Origin of the sequence: Nocardioides sp. Soil777 (genome assembly GCF_001428425.1) — a bacterium.
Lineage (GTDB): Bacteria > Actinomycetota > Actinomycetes > Propionibacteriales > Nocardioidaceae > Nocardioides > Nocardioides terrigena.
On sequence record NZ_LMSN01000016.1, the window covers coordinates 23,894 to 47,816 of the forward strand.

The 23,923-nt window shown below is 73.4% G+C and carries 30 protein-coding genes and 1 pseudogene; 11 read left to right on the forward strand and 20 right to left on the reverse strand.

The features are described from left to right. Positions 1-71: 71 nt before the first annotated feature. A complete protein-coding gene (locus ASG88_RS13105) occupies positions 72-1,121 on the forward strand; it encodes a DNA polymerase IV (protein WP_235534845.1) in 1,050 nt (349 codons plus the stop codon). A 70-nt stretch (positions 1,122-1,191) separates the two neighbouring features. Continuing rightward, positions 1,192-1,581: a YbaB/EbfC family nucleoid-associated protein gene (locus ASG88_RS13110; RefSeq protein WP_056887902.1), complete on the forward strand. Its 390-nt coding sequence runs from the start codon at positions 1,192-1,194 to the stop codon at positions 1,579-1,581. A 10-nt stretch (positions 1,582-1,591) separates the two neighbouring features. On the opposite strand, the gene ASG88_RS24220 is transcribed toward ASG88_RS13110, so the two are convergent. Together ASG88_RS24220 and ASG88_RS13115 are read right to left on the reverse strand one after the other, a co-directional pair. Further along, entirely contained in the window at positions 1,592-1,897 is a 306-nt protein-coding gene (locus ASG88_RS24220; protein WP_414858642.1) for a cation:proton antiporter regulatory subunit, read from the reverse strand. A 27-nt stretch (positions 1,898-1,924) separates the two neighbouring features. Beyond that, positions 1,925-2,785: pseudogene (locus tag ASG88_RS13115) on the reverse strand (ATP-grasp domain-containing protein); the annotation flags it as partial. Positions 2,786-2,811: 26 nt separating this feature from the next. Here ASG88_RS13115 and ASG88_RS13120 point away from each other — a divergent pair. Both ASG88_RS13120 and ASG88_RS13125 read left to right on the forward strand, forming a co-directional pair. Continuing rightward, the gene (locus ASG88_RS13120; RefSeq protein WP_082600501.1) at positions 2,812-3,318 is read left to right on the forward strand and encodes an ATP-dependent zinc protease; all 507 of its coding nucleotides are present in this window, start codon (positions 2,812-2,814) and stop codon (positions 3,316-3,318) included. After that, positions 3,318-4,271, forward strand: a complete 954-nt coding sequence (locus tag ASG88_RS13125) for a succinylglutamate desuccinylase/aspartoacylase family protein (RefSeq protein ID WP_056887905.1) — start codon at positions 3,318-3,320, stop codon at positions 4,269-4,271. Before ASG88_RS13120 ends, ASG88_RS13125 begins: the two co-directional genes overlap by 1 nt. Positions 4,272-4,485: 214 nt before the next feature. Here ASG88_RS13125 and ASG88_RS13130 read toward each other — a convergent pair whose 3' ends face one another. The 5 genes from ASG88_RS13130 to ASG88_RS13150 all read right to left on the reverse strand — a co-directional run bounded on the left by ASG88_RS13130 (position 4,486) and on the right by ASG88_RS13150 (position 8,036). Then, complete coding sequence (locus ASG88_RS13130) at positions 4,486-5,385, reverse strand: sucrase ferredoxin (protein ID WP_056887906.1); 900 nt, start codon at positions 5,383-5,385, stop codon at positions 4,486-4,488. After that, positions 5,378-6,316: a JmjC domain-containing protein gene (locus tag ASG88_RS13135; RefSeq protein ID WP_321163826.1), complete on the reverse strand. Its 939-nt coding sequence runs from the start codon at positions 6,314-6,316 to the stop codon at positions 5,378-5,380. The genes ASG88_RS13130 and ASG88_RS13135 overlap by 8 nt, the downstream gene beginning before the upstream one ends. A 185-nt stretch (positions 6,317-6,501) precedes the next feature. After that, the gene (locus tag ASG88_RS13140) at positions 6,502-6,768 is read right to left on the reverse strand and encodes a hypothetical protein (RefSeq protein ID WP_056887908.1); all 267 of its coding nucleotides are present in this window, start codon (positions 6,766-6,768) and stop codon (positions 6,502-6,504) included. 130 nt (positions 6,769-6,898) lie between these two features. Beyond that, on the reverse strand, positions 6,899-7,684 hold the full coding sequence (locus ASG88_RS13145) for a WXG100 family type VII secretion target (protein ID WP_056887909.1): 786 nt from the start codon (positions 7,682-7,684) through the stop codon (positions 6,899-6,901). A gap of 10 nt (positions 7,685-7,694) precedes the next feature. Next, complete coding sequence (locus ASG88_RS13150) at positions 7,695-8,036, reverse strand: hypothetical protein (RefSeq protein WP_056887910.1); 342 nt, start codon at positions 8,034-8,036, stop codon at positions 7,695-7,697. Between the two features lie 156 nt (positions 8,037-8,192). Between ASG88_RS13150 and ASG88_RS13155 the strand changes: the two genes are divergently transcribed. Beyond that, complete coding sequence (locus ASG88_RS13155) at positions 8,193-8,510, forward strand: GNAT family N-acetyltransferase (protein ID WP_056887911.1); 318 nt, start codon at positions 8,193-8,195, stop codon at positions 8,508-8,510. A 185-nt stretch (positions 8,511-8,695) separates the two neighbouring features. On the opposite strand, the gene ASG88_RS13160 is transcribed toward ASG88_RS13155, so the two are convergent. Then, on the reverse strand, positions 8,696-9,271 hold the full coding sequence (locus tag ASG88_RS13160) for a DUF664 domain-containing protein (RefSeq protein ID WP_056888256.1): 576 nt from the start codon (positions 9,269-9,271) through the stop codon (positions 8,696-8,698). A gap of 62 nt (positions 9,272-9,333) precedes the next feature. On the opposite strand from ASG88_RS13160, the gene ASG88_RS13165 reads away from it, so the two are divergent. Beyond that, a complete protein-coding gene (locus tag ASG88_RS13165) occupies positions 9,334-10,278 on the forward strand; it encodes a helix-turn-helix transcriptional regulator (RefSeq protein ID WP_056887912.1) in 945 nt (314 codons plus the stop codon). Positions 10,279-10,287: 9 nt separating this feature from the next. On the opposite strand, the gene ASG88_RS13170 is transcribed toward ASG88_RS13165, so the two are convergent. The 5 genes from ASG88_RS13170 to ASG88_RS13190 form a co-directional block, all read right to left on the reverse strand. After that, positions 10,288-11,889 (reverse strand): LLM class flavin-dependent oxidoreductase, encoded by a 1,602-nt coding sequence (locus ASG88_RS13170; protein ID WP_056887913.1) that lies wholly within the window; start codon positions 11,887-11,889, stop codon positions 10,288-10,290. Then, a complete protein-coding gene (locus ASG88_RS13175) occupies positions 11,889-12,272 on the reverse strand; it encodes a hypothetical protein (RefSeq protein WP_056887914.1) in 384 nt (127 codons plus the stop codon). The genes ASG88_RS13170 and ASG88_RS13175 overlap by 1 nt, the downstream gene beginning before the upstream one ends. A 59-nt stretch (positions 12,273-12,331) precedes the next feature. Continuing rightward, the gene (locus ASG88_RS13180) at positions 12,332-12,712 is read right to left on the reverse strand and encodes a DUF1304 domain-containing protein (protein ID WP_056887915.1); all 381 of its coding nucleotides are present in this window, start codon (positions 12,710-12,712) and stop codon (positions 12,332-12,334) included. 39 nt (positions 12,713-12,751) lie between these two features. Further along, positions 12,752-13,108: a hypothetical protein gene (locus tag ASG88_RS13185; RefSeq protein ID WP_056887916.1), complete on the reverse strand. Its 357-nt coding sequence runs from the start codon at positions 13,106-13,108 to the stop codon at positions 12,752-12,754. Positions 13,109-13,175: 67 nt separating this feature from the next. Continuing rightward, positions 13,176-13,673, reverse strand: a complete 498-nt coding sequence (locus tag ASG88_RS13190) for a cupin domain-containing protein (RefSeq protein ID WP_056887917.1) — start codon at positions 13,671-13,673, stop codon at positions 13,176-13,178. A gap of 115 nt (positions 13,674-13,788) precedes the next feature. On the opposite strand from ASG88_RS13190, the gene ASG88_RS13195 reads away from it, so the two are divergent. Continuing rightward, positions 13,789-15,210 (forward strand): GntP family permease, encoded by a 1,422-nt coding sequence (locus tag ASG88_RS13195; protein WP_056887918.1) that lies wholly within the window; start codon positions 13,789-13,791, stop codon positions 15,208-15,210. Positions 15,211-15,245: 35 nt separating this feature from the next. Here ASG88_RS13195 and ASG88_RS13200 read toward each other — a convergent pair whose 3' ends face one another. Genes ASG88_RS13200 through ASG88_RS13210 form a run of 3 tightly spaced genes read right to left on the reverse strand, consistent with a single transcriptional unit; the run spans position 15,246 to position 16,579 of the window. Next, the gene (locus ASG88_RS13200) at positions 15,246-15,533 is read right to left on the reverse strand and encodes a hypothetical protein (protein ID WP_056887919.1); all 288 of its coding nucleotides are present in this window, start codon (positions 15,531-15,533) and stop codon (positions 15,246-15,248) included. Positions 15,534-15,569: 36 nt separating this feature from the next. Beyond that, positions 15,570-15,863: a Dabb family protein gene (locus ASG88_RS13205; RefSeq protein WP_056887920.1), complete on the reverse strand. Its 294-nt coding sequence runs from the start codon at positions 15,861-15,863 to the stop codon at positions 15,570-15,572. Beyond that, positions 15,860-16,579: a TetR/AcrR family transcriptional regulator gene (locus tag ASG88_RS13210; protein WP_082600412.1), complete on the reverse strand. Its 720-nt coding sequence runs from the start codon at positions 16,577-16,579 to the stop codon at positions 15,860-15,862. The genes ASG88_RS13205 and ASG88_RS13210 overlap by 4 nt, the downstream gene beginning before the upstream one ends. 85 nt (positions 16,580-16,664) lie before the next feature. Here ASG88_RS13210 and ASG88_RS13215 point away from each other — a divergent pair, with 85 nt between their 5' ends. Then, entirely contained in the window at positions 16,665-17,612 is a 948-nt protein-coding gene (locus tag ASG88_RS13215; protein ID WP_056887921.1) for an NAD(P)-dependent alcohol dehydrogenase, read from the forward strand. A 21-nt stretch (positions 17,613-17,633) separates the two neighbouring features. On the opposite strand, the gene ASG88_RS13220 is transcribed toward ASG88_RS13215, so the two are convergent. Together ASG88_RS13220 and ASG88_RS13225 are read right to left on the reverse strand one after the other, a co-directional pair. Then, positions 17,634-18,599, reverse strand: coding sequence for an SDR family NAD(P)-dependent oxidoreductase (locus tag ASG88_RS13220; RefSeq protein WP_056887922.1), 966 nt, complete (start codon positions 18,597-18,599; stop codon positions 17,634-17,636). Beyond that, complete coding sequence (locus ASG88_RS13225) at positions 18,596-19,033, reverse strand: SRPBCC family protein (protein ID WP_162259847.1); 438 nt, start codon at positions 19,031-19,033, stop codon at positions 18,596-18,598. Before ASG88_RS13225 ends, ASG88_RS13220 begins: the two co-directional genes overlap by 4 nt. A gap of 107 nt (positions 19,034-19,140) precedes the next feature. Here ASG88_RS13225 and ASG88_RS13230 point away from each other — a divergent pair, with 107 nt between their 5' ends. Both ASG88_RS13230 and ASG88_RS13235 read left to right on the forward strand, forming a co-directional pair. Continuing rightward, the gene (locus tag ASG88_RS13230) at positions 19,141-20,961 is read left to right on the forward strand and encodes a DNA/RNA non-specific endonuclease (protein ID WP_082600414.1); all 1,821 of its coding nucleotides are present in this window, start codon (positions 19,141-19,143) and stop codon (positions 20,959-20,961) included. Between the two features lie 85 nt (positions 20,962-21,046). Beyond that, positions 21,047-21,571: a DUF2231 domain-containing protein gene (locus tag ASG88_RS13235; protein WP_056887925.1), complete on the forward strand. Its 525-nt coding sequence runs from the start codon at positions 21,047-21,049 to the stop codon at positions 21,569-21,571. A 79-nt stretch (positions 21,572-21,650) separates the two neighbouring features. Here the strand turns inward: ASG88_RS13235 and ASG88_RS13240 are convergent, their stop codons facing one another. Beyond that, positions 21,651-22,661 carry an aldo/keto reductase family protein gene (locus tag ASG88_RS13240; RefSeq protein ID WP_056887926.1) on the reverse strand — a complete coding sequence of 337 codons (1,011 nt, stop codon included), beginning with the start codon at positions 22,659-22,661 and terminating at the stop codon, positions 21,651-21,653. A gap of 19 nt (positions 22,662-22,680) precedes the next feature. Between ASG88_RS13240 and ASG88_RS13245 the strand changes: the two genes are divergently transcribed. Further along, positions 22,681-23,301: a class I SAM-dependent methyltransferase gene (locus ASG88_RS13245; RefSeq protein ID WP_200956442.1), complete on the forward strand. Its 621-nt coding sequence runs from the start codon at positions 22,681-22,683 to the stop codon at positions 23,299-23,301. Between the two features lie 3 nt (positions 23,302-23,304). Here ASG88_RS13245 and ASG88_RS13250 read toward each other — a convergent pair whose 3' ends face one another. Further along, the gene (locus ASG88_RS13250; RefSeq protein WP_056887927.1) at positions 23,305-23,913 is read right to left on the reverse strand and encodes a GNAT family N-acetyltransferase; all 609 of its coding nucleotides are present in this window, start codon (positions 23,911-23,913) and stop codon (positions 23,305-23,307) included. Between the last annotated feature and the right edge of the window lie 10 nt (positions 23,914-23,923).

A 23,923-nucleotide genomic window follows, 5' to 3' on the forward strand; every position in this document is an offset into this window, starting at 1 on the left:
GAGGTCGTGGGCGCGGGCCCCCACACCACCAAACGCGCGCCGCCCGCACAAGGGGCGAGCATGATGGATCGGTGACGACCACGGGTGGACGCTGGGTGCTGCACGTCGACATGGACCAGTTCCTCGTCGCGGTGGAGCTACTGCGCCGGCCCGACCTGGTGGGACGCCCGGTCATTGTCGGCGGTCGCGGCGACCCGACCGAGCGCGCCGTCGTCTCCACCGCGTCGTACGAGGCTCGCGAGCACGGGGTCGGGTCCGGGATGCCGCTGCGGGTTGCGGTCCGCAAGTGCCCCGACGCGGTGCTGCTGCCGGTCGACCGGCCGGTCTACGAGGCCGCGTCCGCCCGGGTGATGCAGACGCTCAAGGACCTCCCCGGCACCGTGGTGGAGGTGCTCGGCTGGGACGAGGCCTTCGTCGGCGTCCACACCGACGACCCGGAGGCCAGAGCCAGGTCCGTCCGGGAGGCGGTCCTGGAGGCCACCGGGCTGCACTGCTCGGTGGGCATCGGCGACACCCTCGTCCGCGCCAAGACCGCGACCGGCTTCGGCAAGCCGCGCGGAACCTTCATGTTGACGAGGGACACCTGGCTGGACGTCATGGGCGAGCGCCCGACGACCGCCCTGTGGGGCGTGGGCCCGCGGATCTCGGCCCGCCTCGCCGGGCTCGGGATCGACACCGTCGCCCAGCTGGCGAGCGCGCCGGTCGAGGTGCTGGTCGCCGAGCTCGGGCCGTCCGGCGGGGCGCACGTGGGGCGCCTCGGCCGCGGGGGTGGCCGGGACTGGCCCGACGACACCCCGTGGGTCGCCCGGGCGCACGGCCACGAGACGACCTACCAGCGCGACCTCGACCCCGCCGAGGTCCCGGACGCGCTGCGCGTGCTCGCCGAGCAGGTCGTGGCCGACCTGCGGCGAGAGGAGCGGGCGGCGATGCGGGTGCACCTCAAGGTGCGGGTCAAGCCGTTCTTCACCTCCACCAAGGTCCGCAAGCTCGCCGAGCCGACGTACGACGTCGACCTCATCGCGACCACCGCCCACGAGCTCTACCTGGCGCTCGGCGACGACCGGCCTGTCCGCCTGCTCGGCATCCGCGGCGAGATGGTGCCGCCGGAGGGCGGCTACTGAGGGTTTTCCCGTTGTCCACAGGCCCGGGACGGCGGGGTTGGCGGGGGCGCTGCGCGGGCACCCGTGGGGGATGGACACCGACGACTGGAGCGCCCGGCTCCGCCGGGACACCACCCGACGGCTCGAGGCCGTCGCCCGGATGCAGGACGAGCTCGCGCAGGTGCATGGCGAGGCCGAGGCGGCCGGTGGGCTCGTGCGGGTGCGGGTCACTCCGGCCGGCCTGCCCACCGATCTGCACCTCGCACCGGACGCGATGCGCCTGTCCGCCGACCAGCTGGCCGGCCACGTGATCGCCGCGATCACCGAGGCCGCCAGGGCCGCGGGCGAGCGCATGCGGGAGGTCGTCGGGGAGCTCGTCCCCGGGGTCGACCTCGAGGCATTGCTCTCCGGCCCCGTCGCTGCGGCCGACCGGGCCGCCGTGGACGACGAGCTCGACCGCTGGCGGTCGGCGGAGCCCTAGCCGGGCGCCGTCACTCCTGCTCGTGGATCGGGTGCTTGGGCAGCTTCTTGACCTTCTGCCGGCGCTTGCGGCGCTCGGGGATCATCGAGCGCATCTCCTCGAGCCGCCCGAAGCACAGTAGTCGGTCCTCGGGCTCGAGGACGTGGCTGCCGCGCGGGTTGGGGATCACCGACGTGCCGCGGTGCAGGGTCAGCACCGAGATGTCCTTCTCCCGCAGGCCCGACTCCTCGAGGGTCTTGCCCACGATGTCGGCGTCGCCGTGCACGAGCAGCTCCGCGACGCCGTACCCGGTCGAGACGCTCAGCCGCTGCCGCACGTCGATCTGCGGGAAGGCGACCTGGTTGTCGATGTAGTCGATGATCGCGCCGGCCACGTCGAGCTTGGTCGCGTTCTCGATGCCCTCGAGGCCGGGCGAGGAGTTGACCTCCATCACCTGCGGGCCGTCGTTGCCCTCGAGCATGTCGACGCCGGCGACCTTGAGGCCCATGATCTGCGCGGAGCGGACCGCCGCCTCCTCGAAGGCCTGGTCCAACTCGACCGGCTCCACCGAACCGCCGCGGTGCACGTTGGAGCGGAACTCGTCGCCCTGCGCCACCCGCCGCATCGCGGCGACCACCCGGTCGCCGACCACCAGCGCGCGGATGTCGCGGCCCTTGCTCTCCTTGACGAAGCGCTGGATGAGCACGTTCTGCTTGGTGCTCTGGAGCGTCTCGATGATCGCCTCGGCCACCTTGATGTCCGGCGCGAGGATGACGCCGATGCCCTGGGTGCCCTCGAGCAGCTTGATGACGACGGGCGCGCCACCCACGCGCTCGATGGCCGGGATCACGTCGGCGCGGTCGCGCACGAAGGTCGTGGCCGGCATGGCGATGCCGTGCTTGGACAGGATCTGCGTGGCGCGCAGCTTGTCGCGGGAGTTGGAGATGCCGTACGCCGTGTTGGGCGTGTAGACGTCCATCTGCTCGAACTGGCGGACCACGGCGGTGCCGAAGTAGGTGATCGAGTTGCCGATCCGCGGCAGGATCGCGTCGTAGTCGGAGAGCTGCTTGCCGCGGAACTGGAGGTCCGGCTCCTTGCCCGACAGGTCGATGCCGAAGCGCAGCGTGTTGAGCACCTTGACCTCGTGCCCGCGGTCGAGGGCCGCGGTGCGCAGGCGCTGGGTGCTGTACGCCCGGGGGGCGCGGGACAGGATCGCGAGCTTCACTCTTCACACCTGATTGGATGGGGGGCGTGGCCGTTCTCCATCCAACCATCGTCGCCGGCTGGCGCGAGTGGGTCACCCTCCCGGACGCGGGAGTGGAGTGGATCAAGGCCAAGCTCGACACCGGCGCGCGGTCGTCGTCGATCCACGCGTTCGGCGTGGAGGAGTTCTCCCGCGACGGTCAGGCCTGGGTGCGTTTCTCCATCCGGCCCTGGCAGCGCTCGGAGGAGGACACCGTCGAGCACGAGTGCCCGGTCCACGACCGGCGCCTGGTGCGCAGCTCGTCGGGGCACTCCGAGGAGCGGTACGTCGTGCTGATGGCCGTGCGGCTCGTCGACCGGACCGTGACCGCCGAGGTCACCCTGAGCAGCCGCGACGAGATGGGCTTCCGGATGCTCGTCGGGCGCGAGGCGCTGCGGCAGGGCTTCCTCGTCGACTCCCACCGGTCCTACGTCGGCGGGCGGCCGCGCCGCGCGGTACGCCGTCGCAACCGCGGGGTGGACGTCGCTCCCCGACCGCAAGGGCAGGACGGCTGATGGCGCGGGAGTCGTTCGCCGTCGGCGCGGTGCGCGTGCGGGCCGGCACGATCCGCAACCTCGAGCTGCCGATCACCCGGCTGGTGACGGGCGCCGACGTGAGCCTCCCGGTCCGCGTCGTGCACGGCCGCGAGGACGGGCCGACGATGTGGATCAGCGCCGCCATACACGGCGACGAGGTCGTCGGCGTCGAGGTCGTCCGCCAGGTGCTGGCCGGGCTCGACCCCAAGCAGGTGCGCGGCACGATCGTCGCGCTGCCGATGGTCAACGTGCTCGGCTTCATGAACGGCGACCGCTACCTCCCCGACCGTCGCGACCTCAACCGCTCGTTCCCGGGGTCGGCGCGCGGGTCGCTGGCCAGCCGCATCGCCCACCTCGTGATGACCGAGGTGGTCGCCAAGTGCTCGGTGGGTCTCGACCTGCACACGGGCTCCGACCGCCGCTCCAACCTGCCGCAGATCCGCGCGGACCTCGACGACGGCTTCACCCGGGACCTGGCGGCCGCCTTCGGGGCGCCCGTCATGCTGCACGCCCGCATCCGCGACGGGTCGCTACGGCACGCCGCCCGGGAGCGGGGCGCGACGGTGCTGCTCTACGAGGCGGGCGAGAGCCTGCGGATGGACGCCTACGCGATCGACGCCGGCGTCGTCGGCGTACGCCGGGTGCTCGCCACGCTCGGCATGGTCGACGGCGTCGACGAGCCCCCACCGCCGGCCAGCGCCGAGCTCCGGGCGAGCGGCTGGGTGCGCGCGCGGCGTACGGGGATCCTCGACCTCGACGCCGAGCTCGGGCAGGAGGTCACCGACGGCGAACGCCTCGGCGCCCTGGTCGACGCCTTCGGCAAGACGCTCCGGCTGGTGCACGCCAACCGGACCGGGATCGTCATCGGGCGTACCGAGCAGGCGCTCGTCAACTCCGGCGACGCGCTCGTGCACATCGGCTCGGCGGACTGATCCGTCTCGGATCGCGTCGCCGGGGCCGTCGACCACTGGCGGCGCCCGACACCCGGGCGGCCGGCTCAACCGTCGTACGCCGCCAGTCTGACCCGGCTGGCTCTGCGGCCCGACCCGCTCACCGGGGCCGCCGAGAACTGGCGGGCTGCGACACCCTGGCGGCCGGCCGAACCGTCGTAGGCCGCCAGTCTGCGGCCCCCGCTGGCTCGACGCCCTAGGTGATCGAGACGGTCTCGAACGTGTACGCCGCTGAGTCGCGCCCAGCGCGGCAGGTGAGCCGGGCGGGGACCGAGCGGCCCTCCCGCACCACCACGTCGTACGACGCCCCGTCGACCTCGAACCGTGCCGTCACGAGGTCGCCGTCGCGGCGGTGCCCGCGGAGCTCGACGGCGTCGAGGCGGGTCTCCCCGAGCCGGCGCCGCAGTGCGACCTCGGCGGCCTGCACCGGCATGGGCAGCCGCGACCGGCCGCGCAGGTGATCGAGTACGACGTGCCCGTCGAGGGTGGCGGCCGCGACCCGGACGGCGCCGGCCGGGTCGAGCCCGCCGTAGTAGAGGCCGTGCGGGAGCACGACCAGGTTGGCGGCGAATCGGTCCCCGCCCACGTGGCTGACCTCCCACGTGAGGTCGGGGTGCGCGGCGGCGAGGGCGGCGGCGACGGGCCGGCCCCGCTCGGCGCAGCACGCGTCGTGCCGACCGTGGGTGCAGACGGCGAGCACGGGGTCGGTCATCGGCGTCCACCCGGGGCGCACGCCGGCGCCCAGGGCGGCGAGGTCGAGCGCGGCCACGTCAGCGAGGTCGGCCACGATGGTGCTCTCGGCCCACCCGGCGCCGGCGTGGGCGGCGATCACCCGGTGGCCCGGGATGTCCTGGCCGCCCGTCCGGGCAGGTCCGCCGCGGTGCCGGCGGGCGAGCAGCACCCGCACACCGGTCCCGCGCGCGGCCGACGCGAGGTGGGCGCCCAGCCCGTCGGGGAGCCGGGCGTCCCGGAGCGCGTCGACACCCCAGGGGCCGGGGTGCTCCAGGAGCAGGAAGGCCGGGAACGTCGAGGCGCTGCCGGGGAGCGGGTCACCACGCTCGACGGCGTCCGCGGCGCACCTGAAGGGCTCAGCCAACGCGGAGCAACCCCTCGCGGACCAGCCTGCGGGTGAGCACCAGCGCGCTCTCGAGGTCGAGATGCTCGACCAGGTCGCGCGCGGTCAACGCCTCCCGGCGGGCCACCTCCTCCAGCGCGGGACGGAGGCGGGCCGGGACCACGAGGGACCGGTCGCCGAGCAGCACCCGGATCCGGTCGCCGGGCTCGTCGACCAGTCGGCAGGGCACACCGGCGCGGCGCTCGAGGAGCGAGTCGGGTCCGATCCCGTCGGCCAGCGCCACCCGGTCGCGGAGTCCGCCGGCGGACCGGGGCGGCCTGCTGGTGAGGAAGCGCCGCACCTCCGCGTCGGCGCGGTCGTCGGTGTCGACGGCGACCAGTCGGTCGGCGACCTCACGCAGGTGGTGCCCCAGGCCGGCGGACAGGTCGGCCGGCTCGTCGAGCCACCCGGCGGGCAGGTGGTCGTCGGGGACCTGGGCGACGGCGTCGCGGACCACCCGCTCCACGAGTGCGCGCCACGTGAGCTGGTTGATGCCGATCGTCACGTGCAGCGACGCGGTCCGCTGGGCGCGGGCCGCGTGCGGTGTCCCGGTCGGCAGGTAGGCGACCACGCCCGGCTCGAGGAGCAGGTCCCCGGGCCCGTCCGCGCCGTGGACCTCCCACTGCTTGGACCCGTGGGTCTGGAAGACGAACACGTCGTGGGAGTCGGAGTGCACCGCGAAGCCCTGCGCACCGGGGGGCGTGAGGTAGGCGTTGGCCTGGCACGGGTGACCCAGCTCGAGCTCGAGCGCGGCGACCAGGTCGGCCAGCGGCGGGTGGTAGCGCTGCAGCCCCTGCAGCACCACGGTGGCTCCCTCGTCGAAGAGGCCCAGCAGCCTGACCGGGTCGATCAGCCCGGTCAGGGGCTTGCCGGCCAACGTGCCGCCGCGGGTGTACGACGACTCGGGCAGCACGCTGCCGTCGCGCGCGACCCGGACGGCCGGGGTGCGCAGGGCGCTGGAGGTGAGCAGTGCGTCGACGTCGTCGAGCGACAGCAGGCCGACCAGGCGGGACGGGTCGGTGTGGTGGACGTGGACCCGCGACGCCCAGGTCTTCTCGCGGAAGCCCTGGGCATCGCCGGTCAGCAGGTCGAGGGCGCTCAGAGGGCCGTCCCGTCGGTGCCGTCGGCGTCCGTGCTGTCGCCGTCGGTGGAGTCGGTGCTGTCGCCGTCCGTGCTGTCGGCGTCGGCGCCATCCGCGTCCGTGGAGTCGCCGTCGGTCGCGTCGGTGCTGTCGCCGTCGGTCGAGTCACCGTCGGTGCCGTCGGCGTCGCCGCCGGGGGCCGGGACCGAGCTGTCGCCGGGGGCGGTCAGGCCCTCGGTGGTCATGTCGTCGTCGCCGAGCGGGGCGTCGGGAGTCGTCGTCATCGTCGTACCTCCTCTACTACTCACCTGGCCGGCGGCGGTTCCGCCTCCAGGTCGGTCAGTCTGGTGCGTGCCCGGAGGCACCCCCACACCCTTGCGGGTGCGCGGGCGCGCGACAAGGGAGCGGCCCCCGTCACGTCGGCACTCGGTGCTCGCGCAGGGGGGCTCCCGCCAACGACTCGAGGGGTCGGCGGACCTGGCCGTCCATCCCGGTGGCCTCCGAGGTCGCGCCCCGCAACGGCTTCTTCAGCACCACGGACACCACCTGCTGCTCGGCTCGCTCGACCACCGCGCGGCGCAGGGTCGACAGGCCCTGGACCCAGTCCCGGTAGGCGTCGACCCGGTCCTGGATGCTGCGGAGCACGGCCGCGAGGCGCTGGACCAGCGCCGCGATCCGCGACCCGGTGACCGCGGCCTTCGCCGCCGCCGACGCGGCGCCGGCGAGGGTGGACGCACCGAGGGTCACCAATCCGGTCACCGCCGACACCGCGAGGGTGAGCGCGGCCCACTCCAGCAGCTCCCGGACGAGGTCGCGCACCAGCCGCTCGGTCTCGTGCACCGCGGAGGCGGCCTCGTCGAGACAGTCGCCGACGTCGAGCGACCGGTCGGCGAGCTCCTCGAGCCCGGCGCCGACCTCGGTGCCGGCCACGGTCCAGCCGCCCGCGGCCAGCCCGACCCAGCCGATGCCCGTGTCCTCGACGGTGCGGTGCTGGCGGTGCCCCAGGTCGTCGAGATGACGACCCATCGACCGCCAACGGTCAGCAGCCTCCCGCACCGCGTCGTGGTCGCCGACCAGGGAGTCCCACTGCTCGAGCAGCGGCTGCACCAGGGGCCGGACGACGTCGCGCACCTCGACCGGCAGGGCGGCGAGCAGGGCCACCGACTCCAGCCGGGTCCCAGTCGCCGCGACCCCGCTCATGCCACCCCCCTCATGCCAGGGCTCCCCGGATCGACTCGAAGCGGCCGGCGACGTCCTCGTCGACCGAGCGGACCTCGTTGCGGAACGCGCGCAGCGTCTCGTGCAGCTCCTGGCACCGGTGGGCCTGGTCCCACAGCCGGCGGCGGGTGGCCTCGTCGGCCCGGTCGACCGCTGTGAGGAGCTCCTCGCTCGGCAGGATCCGCCCGAGCGCGGCCGCGGGCAGCGCGGTCGCCCGGCGCTCGCCCTGCACCCGGATCAGCTCGTTGCGCACGGCGCGCTCCTCGGCCGCGGCGCGCGAGAGCACGTCGTACTCCACCCGCATCAAGCCCCCGGTCTGCTCACTCGGCCACATCCCTGCCCCTCCCTCGTGTCGGTGCAACCACGCTGCCCGAGGGGAGGGACGGCCATGCGGACGAGGCCGCGAGCTGTGGAGGAAGGAGGCCGATCCACCGGTGGTGGACGACGGCCGGTCCGGCCCGTCGTACCGCCGCGCTCCTAGGCTGGGGGCATGACCACTGACGTGACCCTGGCCGGCGACCGCTTCGAGATCACGGTCGACGGCACCCGGGCCGGCCTGGCGCAGTTCGTCGACGCCGGCGGCCAGCGCATCTTCTTCCACACCGAGGTCGGTGACGAGTTCGAGGGCCAGGGGCTCGCCGGCCAGCTGGTGTCCCGCGCGCTCGACGCCACCCGCGAGGCCGGGTTTCGCGTCGTGCCCGTGTGCCCCTACGTCAAGCGGTTCGTGGGGAAGCACGAGGAGTACGCCGACCTGGTCGACCCGGTCACGCCCGACGCGGTCGCGGCGGTCCGGGCCGCCCAGGGCTGAATCTCCCGCGGTCGGTAGTTGGGGACGATCCGGTAGGTCTGACCGCGACTTCAGCGACCACTTCGTCCCCAACTACGCGGGGTCGGGGCCCGGGCCCCCTCCCGCGGGGTAGTCCGTGACGAACGGACCCCGCAATCGCCGCGCGAGGGGTCCGATCGTCACGGACTACCCCGAAATCGAGACCGTCAGCGGGTCCAGTCGTCAGGCGGGTCCTCGCCGGTGACCCCGTCGACGGACTCGCGGAGCAGGTCGGCGTGCCCGGTGTGCCGGCCGTACTCTTCGAGGAGGTCGAAGAGCAGTCGACGCAGGCTGGCGTGGGTGCCGTTGCCGTCGTCGATGTGGCACACGAAGTCGAGGCCGCCCTCGTCCAGCGCGGCGGCGATGCGGGCGTCGGCGCGCTCGACCGCGTCGTCGTACAGCCGGTAGAGCTCCTCGGGCGCGAAGCCACCGGCGCCGGTGAACTCCCAGTCGTCGGTGCCGTCATGGCCCAGCGAGCGCCAGGGCTCGACGAGCTGCTCGCCGCGCAGCTTGGTGGTGAACATGTAGTCCTCCACCATCGCCAGGTGCAGGAGCAGGCCGCCGAGGGTGAGGGCGGAGGGGCCGAGGGTCGCGGCCAGCCCGGCCGCGTCGAGGTGGCCCGCCTTCCAGCGGAACGTCGTCCGCATCCGGGTGATCGCCCCCAGCAGGTGCTCGGTCTCGGTGCCCGCGGTCGGCGGCTCCCAGGGCGGCGGGGTCCAGCCGGAGGTGGAAGTGGTCGTCATGTCGACCACCGTAGGACCGGATCCGGACGGATCGCGTCCGCTGAGCGTGCGATCCTGCGGGGGTGGACGACACCAACCCCACCGCGCGGGCCCTGCTCGCGCTCGACCTCATCCAGTCCAGCCCCGGCATCGGCGCGGTCGAGCTGGGCGAGCGGCTCGGGGTCTCCGACCGGGCGGCACGCCGCTACGTGAGCATCCTCCGGGCCGCGGGGATCGACATCGACAGCAGCCGCGGGCAGTACGGCGGCTACCGGGTGGCCCGGGCGCTGCGGCTGCCCCCGCTGCGCTTCAGCGCCGCCGAGGCCCTCGGCCTGGTGATGGCCGCGCTCGACGGGCACCATCCCGCGAGCGACCCGACCGACCTCGTCGGCTCGGCCCTCGGCAAGCTCATCGCCGCCCTGCCGGACACGGTCGCGGCGCAGGCCGAGGCCGTACGCCGCACGGCCGCCGCGGTGCCCGACCGCTCCGCGGTCCGGCCCGACCCGGCCGTCATCACCGCCCTCGTCCGGGCGGCGTCCACGAGCCGGCAGGTGTCCTTGGGCTACCGCTCCGAGGCCGGCCGCGAGTGGGAGAGCGTGGTCGACCCGTGGGCCATCGTGGTGCGCCACGGTCGGTGGTACCTGCTGTGTTGGTCGCACCACTCGGATGCCACCCGGGCCTACCGGATCGACCGGGTGACGGGCGCGCGGGTCCTGGACGCCGGCTTCCGTCCGCCCCAAGACCTCGACCCGGTCGCCGCCCTCGAGGAGCACCTCGCCGTCGGCTGGGACCACCCGGTCGAGGTCGTCATCGAGGCGCCGCTCGAGCGGATCGGCTGGCTGCCCCGGCACCTCGGCCGGCTCGAGGCGATCGACGCGTCGACCACCCGGCTGACGGGCAGCACGAGCAACGCCGCGTCGTACGCCGAGGGGCTGGCGCTGCTGCCCGTTCCCTTCCGCGTGGTGGCGGGCGACGAGGTCCGCGAGGCCGTCCGCGAGCTCGGGCGGCGACTGCTGGCCGCCGGCTGAGGCCCACCTCTAGTTGAAGCCGTGCCGCGCCAGCGGCCCGATCAGCTCGCGCTCCTCGTAGGCCAGGTGCGAGAGCAGGGTGTCGGTGAGCAGGTCGATGGCGTGCTGGACGTCGTCGAGGGCTCGCTCCCCCGACGCACCCGTGCCGTCGGACGCCACCAGCTGCACCAGCGCCCGGTCGAACTGCTCGAGCACGTCGTGGATGACGTCGTGCTCGGCCTCCAGCCGGTCGAGCACCGGCCCGAGGCCGGGCTCGGAGCGCCGCAGGTGCGGGAAGACGCTGCGGTCCTCGAGCGTGTGGTGGCCGGTGACGATCCGGCAGTAGGACTCGCAGTAGGCGCCCAGGGTCCAGTTGTTCTGCCGCATGGTCATCGTGTTGACCACCGAGCGGGCGGCGCCGACGGTCAGGTGGCCCGTGCGCACCTGGTCGAGCACGCCGCGGACCTGCTGGAGCTCGGCGCGCAGCCCGTCGTGGATGTCGACGAGGTGCTGGGCGAGGCCCTGCTGCGCAGCGGGGTACGACGCCCCGTCCGGGCCGTCGTGCGTCGGCCGCGCCGACTCGTCCCACGGCTGCTCGGCGACCAGGCGGGTGCCGTCGTCGGGAGTCGGGGTGACCCCGGCGCGGTTCCGCGAGTCACCGCGCGACTCGGCCGCCGCGCGCGAGTCGGAACCCGGCGAGTCGGAACCCGGGGTGTCGGAGGCAGGCGCGCCGGGGGCCGAGCCAGTAGCGGCCCGCGCCCGCTCGGTCTCGACGAGCTGGCGCACGGTGGGCGCGACCTCAGTCGCGAACCGGCGGACGTCGTCGGGCGAGTCGGTGCCGAGGACGTAGGTGCTCATTCCGGTCTCGAGGGTGAGGCCGGCCAGCTGCTCGGCCCAGTCGTCCGGGGTCCCCTGCAGGAAGCCGCTGCCGGTGCCGAAGCGGCCGAAGACGTTGTAGATGCGCCGGATCTCCTCGGGCGCGCGGCCGGCGGCGACGGCCGCCTCGTCCAGCGCCGCGGAGAGGTCGGGGAGCGCGGGCGGGTCGGCGTACCCCATGCTCGGCACCCAGCCGTCGGCCAACCGGCCGGTCAGGCGGATCATCCGGGGCTTGTAGGCGCCGACCCAGATCGGGATGTCGTGCGCCGGGACGGGCCCGGCGTGCAGCCCGGCCGCCCGGTAGTGCTCGCCCTCGAAGCGCACGCTGCCGCCGGCCCAGAAGGCCCGGATCAGCCGGATCGCCTCGTCGAGGGCGTCGACCGCCTCGCCCGGCGTACGACGCACGCCCCCCGCCGCCTCGATGGCGTCCCAGAAGGCACCGGCGCCGAGGCCGAGCTCGACCCGGCCACCCGTGACCAGGTCGAGCGTCGCCGCCGCCTTGGCGAGCACCACCGGCGGTCGCAGCGGCAGGTTTGCGACGTTCGGCGCGAGCTTGATCGTGCTGGTGCGCGCGCCCAGGACGGACAGGAGCGTCCAGGTGTCGAGGTACGTGTCCTGGTAGGGGTGGTCCTGCACCGAGACGAGGTCGAGCCCCGAGACCTCCGCGAGCTGCACGAGCCCGAGGAGGTCGTCGAGGCGAGCGGCCTCGGGGGTCGGGAAGATCCCGAACTCCAGCTCCTGCCCGTAGTCGGCCATCAGGCGGCCGCGCCCGGGACGTCGGCGTAGAGCGCCTCGGCCAGCCGGCGTACGGCCCGGGCCTCGTCGCGACGCGCCGGGTCGGAGCCGGCACTGCGCTCGAGCGAGCGGAAGAGCAGCACCGCGGCGTAGGCGTGCCCGGGGTCGCGCTCGAGCATGTCGCGGGCGACCTCGGCCGCGCGACCGGACAGCGCGGAGTGGAAGTAGCTGCGCGCGAGCAGCTCGCGGGCGCTCGCCAGGTCGCGCTCGTCGGAGTACGTGTCGACGAGGTGCTGGAGCACGATGGCGGCGGAGTAGTAGTCGCGGTGCTCGAAGAGGTCCTCGGCCCAGCGGAAGGCGTCGTACGGCGCCAGGGTGCGGAGGGTCTGCTCGATGCGGGTCATGGGTTCCCCTTCTGTGAGTAAGGACGTCCGCCTCAACCACATACCCAGTGGGGGTATTCCTAGAGGGTGACCGCGAGGGCGAGCAGGCCCAGCGCGGGCAGCAGGCCCTGGGTCATGGCGGCCTGGGCCTTGGACCGGTCGCTGAGGACGAGCACCAGCGCGGCCGCCACCATCGAGCCGGCGGAGACCACCGCGAGCGCGAGCCCGACGTCCTCGTGACCGGCGGCCAGGAAGCCGACCGCGGCGAACGCACCGAGGGCGAGGAAGAGGTTGTAGAAGCCCTGGTTGTAGGCCAGCTGCCTCGTGGTCTCGGCCTGCTCGGCGGTGGTGCCGAACGTGCGCCGGGTGCTGGCCGCGGTCCACGCGAAGGACTCCAGCCAGAAGATGTAGACGTGGAGCGCTCCTGCGAGCGCGAGCAGCACCCAGGCGACGTAGGTCATGGCCGGAGCATAGGGCCGGCCGAGGGGGACGAGGGTGGGTCAGGCGTCGAGGTGGAGCGCCCCCGCCTCGGGACCCTCCTCGCTGCCGGGGTCGATGACCCCGCCACCACCGAGGACGTCCTCCTCGGCGGGCACCGCGTCCGGGTCGTCACCACCGACCCGCTCGATCGCGTCGGGGTCGTGGTAGCCGGCGTCCGGGTCCGGGTCCTCCTGGCGCAGGCGCTGGGAGATCGTCTCGTCGCCGTCGATGAACTCCGCCCCGCGGGGCTGGCGGTCCGGCGGGCTCCACGGCTCGAAGTCACCCGCCTCCGGGTCGTCCAGGTTGATCTCGGCCTCGGCCTGCTCGGCCTGGTCCAGCTGGGTCTCTCCCCAGTCGCCTTCGCTCTCGTGGGTCATGCCTCCACTCTGTCCGGTGGCACCCGCGCGGACAAGGGCGGTCCACCCGTGGGCATGGCCCCGCCCGTCAGACCCAGAACGTGTCGTGGCGGAGCATGAACGCCGCCCGCTCGTCCCCGCTCATCCGCTCCCCGCGCGCGAGGGTCTCGAAGTAGTCCTCGCGTGGCCCGCCGGGCGCGAAGCTCAGCAGCATCTGCGCGTGGTCGGACCCGCGGAACCCGTGGATGCCGCCCTCGGGGACGTAGAGGTAGTCGCCGGCCGACCCGGTGACCCACTCGCGCCCGTCGTACAGCTTCACCGTCCCCGCGAGCACGTAGAAGTGCTCGGAGATGCTGCGGTGGAAGTGCGGGTCCGGGCCGGTCTCCGGCTCGCCGAACGTCCACCGGTAGACCCCGAGCAGGCCGCCGGACTGCTCACCGGTGACGAGGTACTCGCAGGTGACGCCGCTCCCGTAGGTGAGGTCGGGCGGGGTGTCGGAGGGGCGGAGCCAGGCACTCGCCTCACCGCCCTCGCCGGTGTAGACGTCGGGAGGGTAGGCACCGGTGGAGTACGCCGGAAACGACATGGTGCCAGCGTGGCACACCCGCCCGGTGTCCAGCAGTCCACCGGACGGGCCCGGTGGCCAACGACCCGACCGAGGGGGTAGACAGGAGGCCGTTTGCCCGCTGCGAGGAGTCCCCATGGTTGCCGTCCACACCGCCATCGCGATCGTCCTGGTCATCGCGCTGATCATCAGGGTCAAGGTCGACCCGGTGATCTCGCTGGTCCTGGGATCCCTCTACCTGGGCCTGGCCGCGGGGGTGGGCTTCGCCGGCACGATCGAGGCGATCACGGTCGGCTTCGGCGGCATCATGGCGGAGGTCGGCCTGCTCATCGGCTTCGGCGTGCTGATCGGTGCCTTGCTGCACTCGACGGGCGCGTTCCGCCGATTGGTGGGCCTGCTGGTCAAGAGCGTCGGCGCCGGGCGGTTGCCCTACGCCCTGACCTCGCTGCTCGCCGTCGTCATGCCGTCGATCTACGTCGACGTGCAGGTCGTGCTGGCCGCGCCGGTGGCCCGCAGCGCCTCGCCGTTCATCGGACGTACCGGCCTGCCCGTGCTGGCGTCGGCGCTCGGCTGCGGCATCTTCGCCGGCTACGTGTTCGTCATCCCCGGCCTCGCGGCGATCTCCATCGCCGGGCTGCTCGACATCCAGCTGGGCGACTGGCTCCTCTACGGGCTCGTCATCGGCCTGGTGACCGCCGTCGTCTCCACGCTGCTCATGCGGCTCCTCTTCAGTGCCGGCGGCTGGTGGGACCCCGAGACCGACGAGGAGGTCGACGAGGCGATGGCCGAGCAGGAGGCCGCCGACGCGGCGTACCTCACCGGCGAGGCGGAGAGCGCGCACGAGGCGATGTCCCGCGCGGAGGACGAGGCCCGCGAGACCGAGAAGGCGCACGGCGTACGCCGCCTGCCGCTGCTCGTCCTGATGCTCCCGATCCTGGTGCCGTTGCTGCTCATCGCCTTCGGGGCCTTCGCCGAGCTCGGCGGCTGGTCGAACGCGTTCATCGCATTCCTCGGCGACGCCAACATGGCGCTCTTCATCGGCCTGATCGGCGCCTACACGCTCTCGCGGATGTCGGCCGGCGCGGAGCGCACCGACCACGCCATGACCGAGGGCTTCCACACCACCGGCGAGATCCTCCTCATCACCGGCGTCGGCGGCTCGCTCGGCGCGGTCATCGAGGCGACCGGCCTCGACTCCGTCCTGGGCGACCTCTTCCGCGCCGACGAGGGCGCCCCGATCATCCTCAGCATCCTGCTGGCGTGGTTCATCGCGGCGGTGCTGCACCTGGCCATCGGCTCGGTGTCGGTCGCGGCGATCACGGCGGCCGGCATCATCGCGCCGATCCTCGACTCGCTCGCCGTCTCGCCGATCGTGATCGGCCTCGCCATCGCGTCGGGCGCGATGTTCGCCCTGCAGGTCAACAGCAACTTCTTCTGGATGTTCAAGTCGCTGCTCGGTCTCTCGACCAAGGGCACGCTCAAGACGCTGACCCTGGTGACGTCGGTGGCGTCGGTGGTCTCGCTGCCGCTCGTGATGGTGGCGGCGCTCATCGCCTGACCGGGCTCGCGGCGGGGCGTCGTACGACGCGAGCGTCAGTCGTCGTCCTCGACGGACTCCTCGGGGGCCTGCTCACGGGCCTGCTCGGCGACCTCGTCGGACCCCGGCCCCACCTCGTGGGCGCTGGAGTCCACGGCGTCGGTGTCGACCATGTCGCCGACCGTCGCGTTGCCCTCGGGCTGCGCGTCGAGCGCCTCGGCGGAGTCGTCGACGCGCTCGCCGGCGCCCGGGAAGGAGGAGGCCGGGCTCCCGTCGGCATCGCTGGCGTCGGGGTCGTTCCAGTCGTTGTCGGTGCCGGTGCTGTCGGTGCCGGGGGTGTCCATGCTCGCGACCCTACGCGCGGGGCACGGACCGCAGGCTCACCCCAGCGGCTGGTAGTCGAGCTCGAGGAAGTCGTCGACCTCGGGCACCCAGCGCTGCGCGACGAACGCCGTGTGGACCGGGTGCACGTTGTAGGCGTCGTACGCCGCCTGGTCGGCGAACTCCATCGAGAAGCCGAAGGAGAAGTCGTTCTTGGTGCCCGTCTGGCGCAGCTGCTCGAAGCGCTGGACCCCGGGGATGGCGGCCAGGGTGGCGCCGGCGTCGAGGAACTCCTGCTCCGCGGGGGAGCCGGACGGGTGGACGAGCCGGAAGGCGACGGTGTGGCGGATCACCCGTCGACCCTAGCCGTCGCGCTCGGCCCGTCCCCCTGTCGTCCGTGACCGGCGTCCGCGACCCGTTCGTCCGCGACCCGGGCCAGCCGCTCCTCGAGCCCGTCGAGGACCAGGTCGAGCCCGTAGTCGAACTCGTCGGCGTAGTCGTAGGTGCCGCCGGCGATCTGCTCGGTCATCATCTCGACCAGGTGCGGGTAGTCGGCGGCGGCGAGTGCGAGCCCCTCGGCGAACTCCTGGGCGTCCTCACCGGCCTCCATCGGCAGGTTGAGCTCGGTGAGCACGAAGCCGTAGACGTAGGCGTCGAGGACCGAGTACGCATGCGCCGCCAGCCGCACCGGGAACCCGGCGTCCCGCAGGCAGCCGATCACCGCGTCGTGGTGGTGGAGCAGCGCCGGTCCCGGGTGCCGCCGGGACTCGAGCAGGCCCAACGCCCACGGGTGGGCGAAGAGCACCGCGCGCGCCGACGCGGCCCGGGTCCTCATCGCCACGCGCCAGGGCTGGTCGGGCCGGGGCAGCCTGATCCGGGAGAACGCCCAGTCCGCGAGCGCGTCGAGGAGCTCCTCCTTGCCGCGCAGGTGGTGGTAGAGCGACATCGCCTCCGCGCCCACCTCGCGACCGACGCTGCGCATGCTCACCGAGGCGAGGCCGCCGCGGTCGGCCACCGTCACGGCGGCCTCGACGATGCGTTCGCGGGTCAGCGCGGGTCGGGCCGACATGCCACCTCCGAGGTCTGGGCCATTGCGGACTTACGGGTGTAAGGCTACAGTCCCCGTCAAGACTTACAGGCGTAAGGGAGCCGACATGAGAGCAGCAGTCGTCCACGAGTACGGCGCACCGGACGTGGTCAGGGTCGTCGACTTCGACACCCCCGTCCCCGGTCCGAAGGAGGTGCTGGTGCGGGTGCACGCGACCGCCGTCACCGCCGCCGACTCCCGCATCCGGGGCGCCCGGTTCCCGCGCGGCTTCGCTCCGTTCGCCCGGCTGGCCTTCGGGCTCCGCCGGCCGAGGAGGACGGTGCTGGGCAACACGTTCTCCGGAGTGGTCGAGGCGCTCGGATCGAGGGTCACGGGCATCGCGGTCGGCGACGAGGTCGCCGGCACGACCGGCCTGCGGATGGGCACGCACGCGGAGTACGCCGTCGTCCCGGCGTCGCGGGTCGTCGCCAAGCCCGCCGGCGTCAGCCACGACGACGCGGCCGGGGTGCTCTTCGGGGGCTCGACCGCGCTGTTCTTCCTCCACAACAAGGCCACCGTCGGGCCGGGCACCCGGGTGCTGGTCAACGGGGCGTCCGGGGCGATCGGCACCAGTGCCGTCCAGCTCGCGAAGCACGCCGGCGCCACGGTCACCGGGGTCACCAGCGGGGCCAACGCCGACCTGGTCCGCAGCCTGGGCGCCGACCACGTCATCGACCACACGACCACCGACCTGGCGTCGGTCACCGAGCGGTACGACGTCGTGCTCGACACCGTCGGCACCCTCTCGGCCGCCTCCGGCCGACGCCTGCTCGCCGACGGCGGCGTCCTGCTGCTGGCCGCCGCCGACCTCGGCGAGCTCCTGCGCGCCCGCGGCGACGTCCGGGTCGGCACCGCGCCCGAACGGGTCGAGGACGCCCGCGAGCTGCTCGACCTGGTCGCGTCGGGCGCACTGCGCGTCGTGCTCGACCGGGTGGTCCCGCTCGACGGCGTGGTCGCCGCCCACGAGCGCGTCGACTCCGGCCGCAAGGTCGGCAACATCGTGCTCAACCCCTGACCGGGTGCCGCCTCGGGCGGCTCAGTCGGCGAGGCCGGCCGCGTCCTTGAGCCATGCCCACGCCCGGGCCCGCTCGTCCTCGCCGGCCCGCGTGGTGGGCACGATGTGGAGCGGCCGCTCGACGCGGTCGTGCCAGAAGCGCCCGTTGGGCGGCGCCGGCTCTGCACCGACGAGCCACACGCTGGTGTCCGCGCCCTGGGCGTCGTCACGCAGCACGCGCCGGGTCAGCGACCGGAAGCGTGGCAGGGACTCCTGGACGCCGGGGGTGTCGGCCCACCCGGGGTGCATCGCCGAGGTCGTCACGTCGTGGAGCGACCACCGGTCGGCGAGCAGCGCCAGCATCTCGACCTGCATCCGCTTGGACCGGGCGTAGGACGTCGTCGGCGAGTAGTCACCGCGGAGGTACTCCGGGTCGTCGGCCCGCAGCGCCTGGCTGTACATCCCGCCGCTGCTCACCAGCACGACCCGGCCACCGGCCAGCTGCCGCTGCAGCGCCTCGGTCATCACGACGGGACCGAGGACGTGGACGGCCATGCTCAGCTCGTGGCCCTGCGCGGACTCCGAGCGCTCCGGCGGCATCACCCCGGCGTTGTGCACGATCCCGTGGATAGCCGGCAGCTCGGCCGCGACCTCGCCGGCGAAGCGGCGTACGTCGTCGAGGTCGCCCACGTCGCAGCGCCACAGTCGCAGCGACGCACCGGGCAGCCGGCCGGCGATCTCGTCGAGGACCCGACCGCCCTTGGTCTCGTCGCGCACCACGAGGTGCACGCGGGCCCCGAGTGCAGCGAGGCCCTCGGCTGTGGCGATGCCCAGCCCCGAGCTCGCGCCGGTCACGAGCACGTCGCGGCCGGCCAGCGCGTCGGGCGCGGGGGCGGCCGGCCAGCCCGGCAGCGCCTGCCGCACACGCAGCCCGATGGTCGTGTAGCCCAGCACCAGGGTCCGGTCCATCACGGTGTCGAGCGCCCGCACGGGCAGCGGGCGGCTCATGCGAGCCGGTCCAGGTGGGTGCGGAGCTCGTCGACGGTCTTCTTCGCCAGGACCGGGAGGTAGGCCGCGACGACGGGCACTGCGAAGCGCGCGGCACCCTTGAAGGCGAACTCGGCCGTGTAGGTGACCTCGGAGCCGGTGCCGCTGGCCCGGACGCCCATCACGTCGTGGCCGTCGAACTGCTCGTTGTGCCCCGTGAGGTGGATCCGCGTGGGGCGCTCGGCCTCGACGGTCGTGTAGGTGATCTCCGTCGTCCGGCCGAGGAAGGACGAGACGTTGCGGTAGACCGTCCCCACCCCGCCGTCGCCGGAGACGCGCGCGCAGGACACCGTGCCCGGGTCCCACTCCTCGGCGTTGGTGAAGTCGGCGAGGTAGTCGTAGACGGCCTCGGGCGACGCGGTGGTGGTGAACGTGCGGGACACGGTGGGCTTCATCGGCATCACTCCTGGGGTCGTCCTCCACGCTACGGGGCGGCACCCACGCGGGTTGCTGCCCTCTCGGCGTCGGCCCGCTGTCCCCGATGCGCCGTACCGTCGGGGGCATGCCCACCACCGCGAACCCGGCCGCGCTGCGCGACTACGTCCGCCGGCACGGCTCCGACTTCCTCGCCGACCCCAACATCACCTCGATCGGCATCGGCCACAAGGTCGTCGACGGCCGGCGCACCGACGTGGTGTGCGTGCAGTTCACTGTCGCGGCCAAGGTGCCGCCCGAGCAGGTCGACGACCTCGGCTCCGCCCTCATCCCGCAGTCCGTCGAGGTGGAGAGCACGGTGGTGCCGACCGACGTCCTCGAGCGCGCCTACGCCCCGTCGTACGCCGTGGTGCCCGAGGCCGCCCCGGACGCGCGGCGTACGCGCATCGACCCGGTCGTCCCGGGCGTCAGCGTCGCGGGAGCGGCCGAGAGCGCGGGCACGATCGGGTGCATCGTCTGGGACGCCGACACCGGGGCGCCGCACGTGCTGAGCAACTGGCACGTCCTCCAGGGCCCCGGCGGCGCGATCGGCGACGAGGTCCTCCAGCCCGGTCCGTACGACGACAACCGCGTCGGCCGCAACCGGCTCGGCGTCGTCACCCGCTCCCACCTCGGCATCGCCGGGGACGCGGCGATCGCGACCATCGAGGACCGCGGCTTCGACGCCACCGTGCTCGACCTCGGGGTGGCGCCGGTCGAGCTGGGGGACCCCGAGCTCGACGACCCGGTGGTCAAGTCCGGCCGGACGACAGCGGTCACGCACGGGCGGGTGTCGCGCGTGGACGTGATCGTGCGGCTCGACTACGGCGAGGCCGGCGAGCACCGGATCGGCTGCTTCGAGATCCGCCCCGATCCCGCTCGCCCACCGGTGGACGGCGAGCTGAGCGACGGTGGCGACTCGGGAAGCGCGTGGATCTTCAAGGCCGGCAACGGCCGTCCGACACGGGTCCTGGCGGGGCTGCACTTCGCCGGGGAGACCGACGGGCGCGACTCCGAGGAGCACGCGCTGGCCTGCCTGCCCCGCTCGGTCTTCGACAAGCTCGGCATCACCCTCTCGGCCGAGGCGGCGGCGGAGGCCGCGGCCGCCGCCGGCGCGGCCGGCTACGACGAGGGCTTCCTCTCCACGCCGGTCGCAGTCCCCACGCTGGCCCCCGAGCTGGCCGCGGACGCGGTCGAGGTCGACGGCGACCCGGTCGTCCCCTACACGCACTTCTCGCTGACCATGAGCACGTCGCGACGCCTGGCCCGCTGGGTCGCGTGGAACGTCGACGGCACAGCCATGCGCCGCCTCGAGCGCAGCGACGACTTCCGGCTCGACCCGCGGGTGCCGGCCGACGCGCAGGTCGGCGAGGAGCTGTACGCCGACAACCGGCTCGACCGCGGGCACCTCGCGCGTCGCGCCGACCTCACGTGGGGCACCGCGGCGGAGGCCGCGCAGGCCAACAGCGACTCATTCTTCTTCACCAACATCGCGCCGCAGATCGACGCGTTCAACCAGGCGTCGCGGTACGGCGTGTGGGGCCGGCTCGAGGACGCGCTCTACGAGGCGGCAACGGTCGACCGGTTGCGGATCAGCGTCTTCGGCGGGCCGGTGCTGCGCGACGACGACCGCGAGTACCGCGGGGTGCTGGTCCCGCGCGAGTTCTGGAAGGTCATCGCGTGGGAGGAGGACGGCGTCCTCACCGCCCGGGCCTTCCTGCTGACCCAGGACCTCGACCCGCTCGAGGCCATCGACCTCGGGGAGTTCGAGACCTACCAGGTGCCGCTCGACGACCTGGCCTCGCGGACCGGGGTGCTTCTCGACCCCGCACTGTCAGCCGGGGAAGCGTCGGGCGCCGAGTCCGTGGCCGCGCACGTCGTCACCTCGGAGGAGGATGTCGTCTGGTGAGGCGTCCCGGTGGGGCCTGTCCTTCCTGGCCCGGTCGTGGTCGACTGGCGGGAGTCGACCCTCACCTCGATCCTCCGGAGGACGCATGAGCCTGCTCGAGTCATTCGCACGACGCATCGAGGACGCCCAGGTGCTCGATCCGCTCGCCGACTACTCGCGGTCCCTGTCGCAGGACAAGTTCAACGACTCGTCCACCCTGGACGACCTGCTCGGCGGCGAGTGGCTGGGGCACCGCGTGCACCCGGTCGCCGTGCAGGTCCCGATGGGCGCCTGGCTGATGGCCGTGCTGCTCGACCTCGTCGACGGCGAGAAGCACGCGGCCGCGGTCGATGCCCTGCTGCTCACCGGCTGCGTGGCCGCGGTCCCCACGGCCATCACCGGGACACACGACCTCGCGACGACGACGGGTGCCGCGACCCGGGTCGCCATCGTGCACGCCGGGACGATGGACGTGACCCTCGCGCTCTTCTCCATGGCCTGGGTCCGGCACCGCCGCGGCAATCGGCGGGGCGCCCGCCGGCTGGCCCTCGCGGGGGTCGCCACGGCGGGCGTGGGCGCCTACCTCGGCGGGCACCTCGTCTACCGCCTCGGGGTCGGCGTCGAGGACTGACCCCGACGCCGACCGACCGAGAAGCAGGCGCGACCGCGACACCGAACGCATCGGCGGCGCGGACGCGGCGGCGTACGACTCAGACCACGCGGGTCCGCGGCGCGTTGGCCAGCGTCATGGCGGGGTCGCGCACGACGACGTCGCCGAGCGCGTCGTCGATCGCCTTCATCGCGTCAGCGTCGAGCTTCACGCCGGCGGCCTTGACGTTCTCCCCGACCTGCTCGGGCCGCGAGGCGCCGACGAGCGCGGAGGCGACGTTGTCGTTCTGGAGCACCCAGGCGACGGCGAGCTGGGCCATCGTCAGGCCGGCCTCGTCGGCGACGGGCTTGAGCGCCTGCACGCGGGTGAGGACGTCGTCGTTCATGAAGCGCTTGATCATGTCGGCACCGCCCTTCTCGTCGGTGGCGCGCGAGCCCTCGGGCAGCGGCTGGCCGGGCACGTACTTGCCGGTGAGCACGCCCTGCGCGATCGGGCTCCAGACGATCTGGGAGACGCCGAGCTCCTCGCTGGCGGGGACGACCTCGTCCTCGATGACGCGCCAGAGCATGGAGTACTGCGGCTGGCTCGAGATCAGCTGGAAGCCGAGCTCGCGGCTCATCTCCACGCCCGCGCGGATCTGGTGGGCGGTCCACTCGCTGACGCCGATGTAGAGCGCCTTGCCCTGGCGGACGATGTCGGCGAAGGCCTGCATCGTCTCCTCGAGCGGCGTCTCGGTGTCGAAGCGGTGGGCCTGGTAGAGGTCGACGTAGTCGGTCTGCAGCCGCTGCAGCGACCCGTTGATCGACTCCATGATGTGCTTGCGGGACAGACCGGTGTCGTTCTTGCCCTTGGGCCCGGTCGGCCAGTAGACCTTGGTGAAGATCTCCAGCGACTCGCGCCGCTCGCCCTTGAGGGCCTCGCCGAGCACGGTCTCGGCGGCGGTGTTGGCGTAGACGTCCGCAGTGTCGAAGGTCGAGATGCCGGCGTCGAGCGCGGCCTGCACGCACTGGGTCGCGATGTCGTTCTCCACCTGCGACCCGTGGGTCAGCCAGTTGCCGTAGGTGATCTCCGAGATCTTGAGCCCGCTGTGTCCGAGGTATCGATATTCCATGGCTGCCAAACTACGGGCCATGGGTGAAGGGGAGCACGGGCACGGTCACGGGCACGAGTGGGACGAGCGGTACGGCGACGAGCCGCTGTGGAGCGGTCGGCCCAACGAGGCGCTGGTCCGGGAGGTCTCCGAGCTCTCTGTGGGGACCGCGCTCGACGTGGGGTGCGGTGAGGGCGGCGACTGCGTCTGGCTGGCCCGGCAGGGCTGGCAGGTCACCGGCCTCGACGTCTCCGGCCGAGCGCTCGCGCGCGCTGCCCGGGCGGCCGACGCCGCGGGAGTCGAGGTCGAGTGGCGCCACCACGGGCTCGAGGACTTGCCGGCCGACGCGTCGTACGACCTGGTCAGCGCCTTCTATCCCGCCCTCCTGCGCGGTGACGGCTCGATCGTGTCCACCCTGCTCGGCGCGGTCGCGCCCGGAGGCACGCTGGTCGTGGTGCACCACGCGTCGCTGGACCGGGCGCAGGCACTGGAGCACGGCTTCGACCCGGACGACTACGTCGGCCACGACGACCTGCTGGCTGCGCTCCCGAGCGACGGCTGGACGGTCGAGTACGCCGCGGTGGTCGAGCGCGCGCCGGTCGAGGGTCCTGGCGCGCACCACACGGCGGACCAGGTCCTGCGTGCGCGGCGCGGCCGCTGACGCTCATGGCCGACGCGGAGGAGAGTGGCGTCGGCGGGGATCGGATGCCAGCACGTCGTAGGTGAACTCGTCGGTGAAGGTCCCGTCGAGGAGCAGGCCGCTCTGGCGCGTGTGGCCGGTCCGCACGAAGCCGGCTCCCTCAGCCACTCGCTGTGACGCCACGTTCCCGACGGCGACGCGCAGGGTGAGGCGACGCAGCCCACCACCTCCCTCGGCTGCTGGCGTGAGCGCCTCGTCGACAACGGCCAAGGCTGCGGCGGTGGTGACACCCGTGCCACGGGCTGCTGGATGAGCCCAGTAGCCCAGCGCTGCGGTGTCGGTCAGCTCGCCGTCGCGCCCGATCAGGCTGATGTGCCCGAGCAGGTCGTCCGACGCCGTGTCCGCGATAGCCCAGCTCATGAATCCCCCGGCTGCGACGCGGGCGAGCGCGTGGGCGATGAAGCCGTGCGCGCGGTCGAGGTCGTACCGCTCGTTGATGACGTCGCCGCCGAGCCACGCGATCGTCTCCGGGTCCGAGCACGCCTGTTGCACCCGTGGCGCATCGTCGGGCTTCAAGGGGCGCAGGGTGATGCTGCGTCCACCCAGGGACTTGGTGGTCAGACGTTCGCGCATGGCGGCGAAT

Coding starts and splice junctions, on each gene's coding strand:
- ASG88_RS13150 (WP_056887910.1), bottom strand. CDS start 8,036: ATGTGGCCGAGTGAGCAGACCGGGGGCTTGATGCGGGTGGAGTACGAC.
- ASG88_RS13215 (WP_056887921.1), top strand. CDS start 16,665: ATGAGAGCAGCAGTCGTCCACGAGTACGGCGCACCGGACGTGGTCAGG.
- ASG88_RS13140 (WP_056887908.1), bottom strand. CDS start 6,768: ATGACGACGACTCCCGACGCCCCGCTCGGCGACGACGACATGACCACC.
- ASG88_RS13160 (WP_056888256.1), bottom strand. CDS start 9,271: ATGACGACCACTTCCACCTCCGGCTGGACCCCGCCGCCCTGGGAGCCG.
- ASG88_RS13220 (WP_056887922.1), bottom strand. CDS start 18,599: ATGAGCCGCCCGCTGCCCGTGCGGGCGCTCGACACCGTGATGGACCGG.
- ASG88_RS13145 (WP_056887909.1), bottom strand. CDS start 7,684: ATGAGCGGGGTCGCGGCGACTGGGACCCGGCTGGAGTCGGTGGCCCTG.
- ASG88_RS13190 (WP_056887917.1), bottom strand. CDS start 13,673: ATGTCGTTTCCGGCGTACTCCACCGGTGCCTACCCTCCCGACGTCTAC.
- ASG88_RS13170 (WP_056887913.1), bottom strand. CDS start 11,889: ATGGCCGACTACGGGCAGGAGCTGGAGTTCGGGATCTTCCCGACCCCC.
- ASG88_RS13180 (WP_056887915.1), bottom strand. CDS start 12,712: ATGACCTACGTCGCCTGGGTGCTGCTCGCGCTCGCAGGAGCGCTCCAC.
- ASG88_RS13245 (WP_200956442.1), top strand. CDS start 22,681: ATGGGTGAAGGGGAGCACGGGCACGGTCACGGGCACGAGTGGGACGAG.
- ASG88_RS13110 (WP_056887902.1), top strand. CDS start 1,192: ATGGACACCGACGACTGGAGCGCCCGGCTCCGCCGGGACACCACCCGA.
- ASG88_RS13230 (WP_082600414.1), top strand. CDS start 19,141: ATGCCCACCACCGCGAACCCGGCCGCGCTGCGCGACTACGTCCGCCGG.
- ASG88_RS13225 (WP_162259847.1), bottom strand. CDS start 19,033: ATGAAGCCCACCGTGTCCCGCACGTTCACCACCACCGCGTCGCCCGAG.
- ASG88_RS13125 (WP_056887905.1), top strand. CDS start 3,318: ATGGCGCGGGAGTCGTTCGCCGTCGGCGCGGTGCGCGTGCGGGCCGGC.
- ASG88_RS13240 (WP_056887926.1), bottom strand. CDS start 22,661: ATGGAATATCGATACCTCGGACACAGCGGGCTCAAGATCTCGGAGATC.
- ASG88_RS13210 (WP_082600412.1), bottom strand. CDS start 16,579: ATGTCGGCCCGACCCGCGCTGACCCGCGAACGCATCGTCGAGGCCGCC.
- ASG88_RS13235 (WP_056887925.1), top strand. CDS start 21,047: ATGAGCCTGCTCGAGTCATTCGCACGACGCATCGAGGACGCCCAGGTG.
- ASG88_RS13200 (WP_056887919.1), bottom strand. CDS start 15,533: ATGGACACCCCCGGCACCGACAGCACCGGCACCGACAACGACTGGAAC.
- ASG88_RS13175 (WP_056887914.1), bottom strand. CDS start 12,272: ATGACCCGCATCGAGCAGACCCTCCGCACCCTGGCGCCGTACGACGCC.
- ASG88_RS13185 (WP_056887916.1), bottom strand. CDS start 13,108: ATGACCCACGAGAGCGAAGGCGACTGGGGAGAGACCCAGCTGGACCAG.
- ASG88_RS13155 (WP_056887911.1), top strand. CDS start 8,193: ATGACCACTGACGTGACCCTGGCCGGCGACCGCTTCGAGATCACGGTC.
- ASG88_RS13250 (WP_056887927.1), bottom strand. CDS start 23,913: ATGCGCGAACGTCTGACCACCAAGTCCCTGGGTGGACGCAGCATCACC.
- ASG88_RS13195 (WP_056887918.1), top strand. CDS start 13,789: ATGGTTGCCGTCCACACCGCCATCGCGATCGTCCTGGTCATCGCGCTG.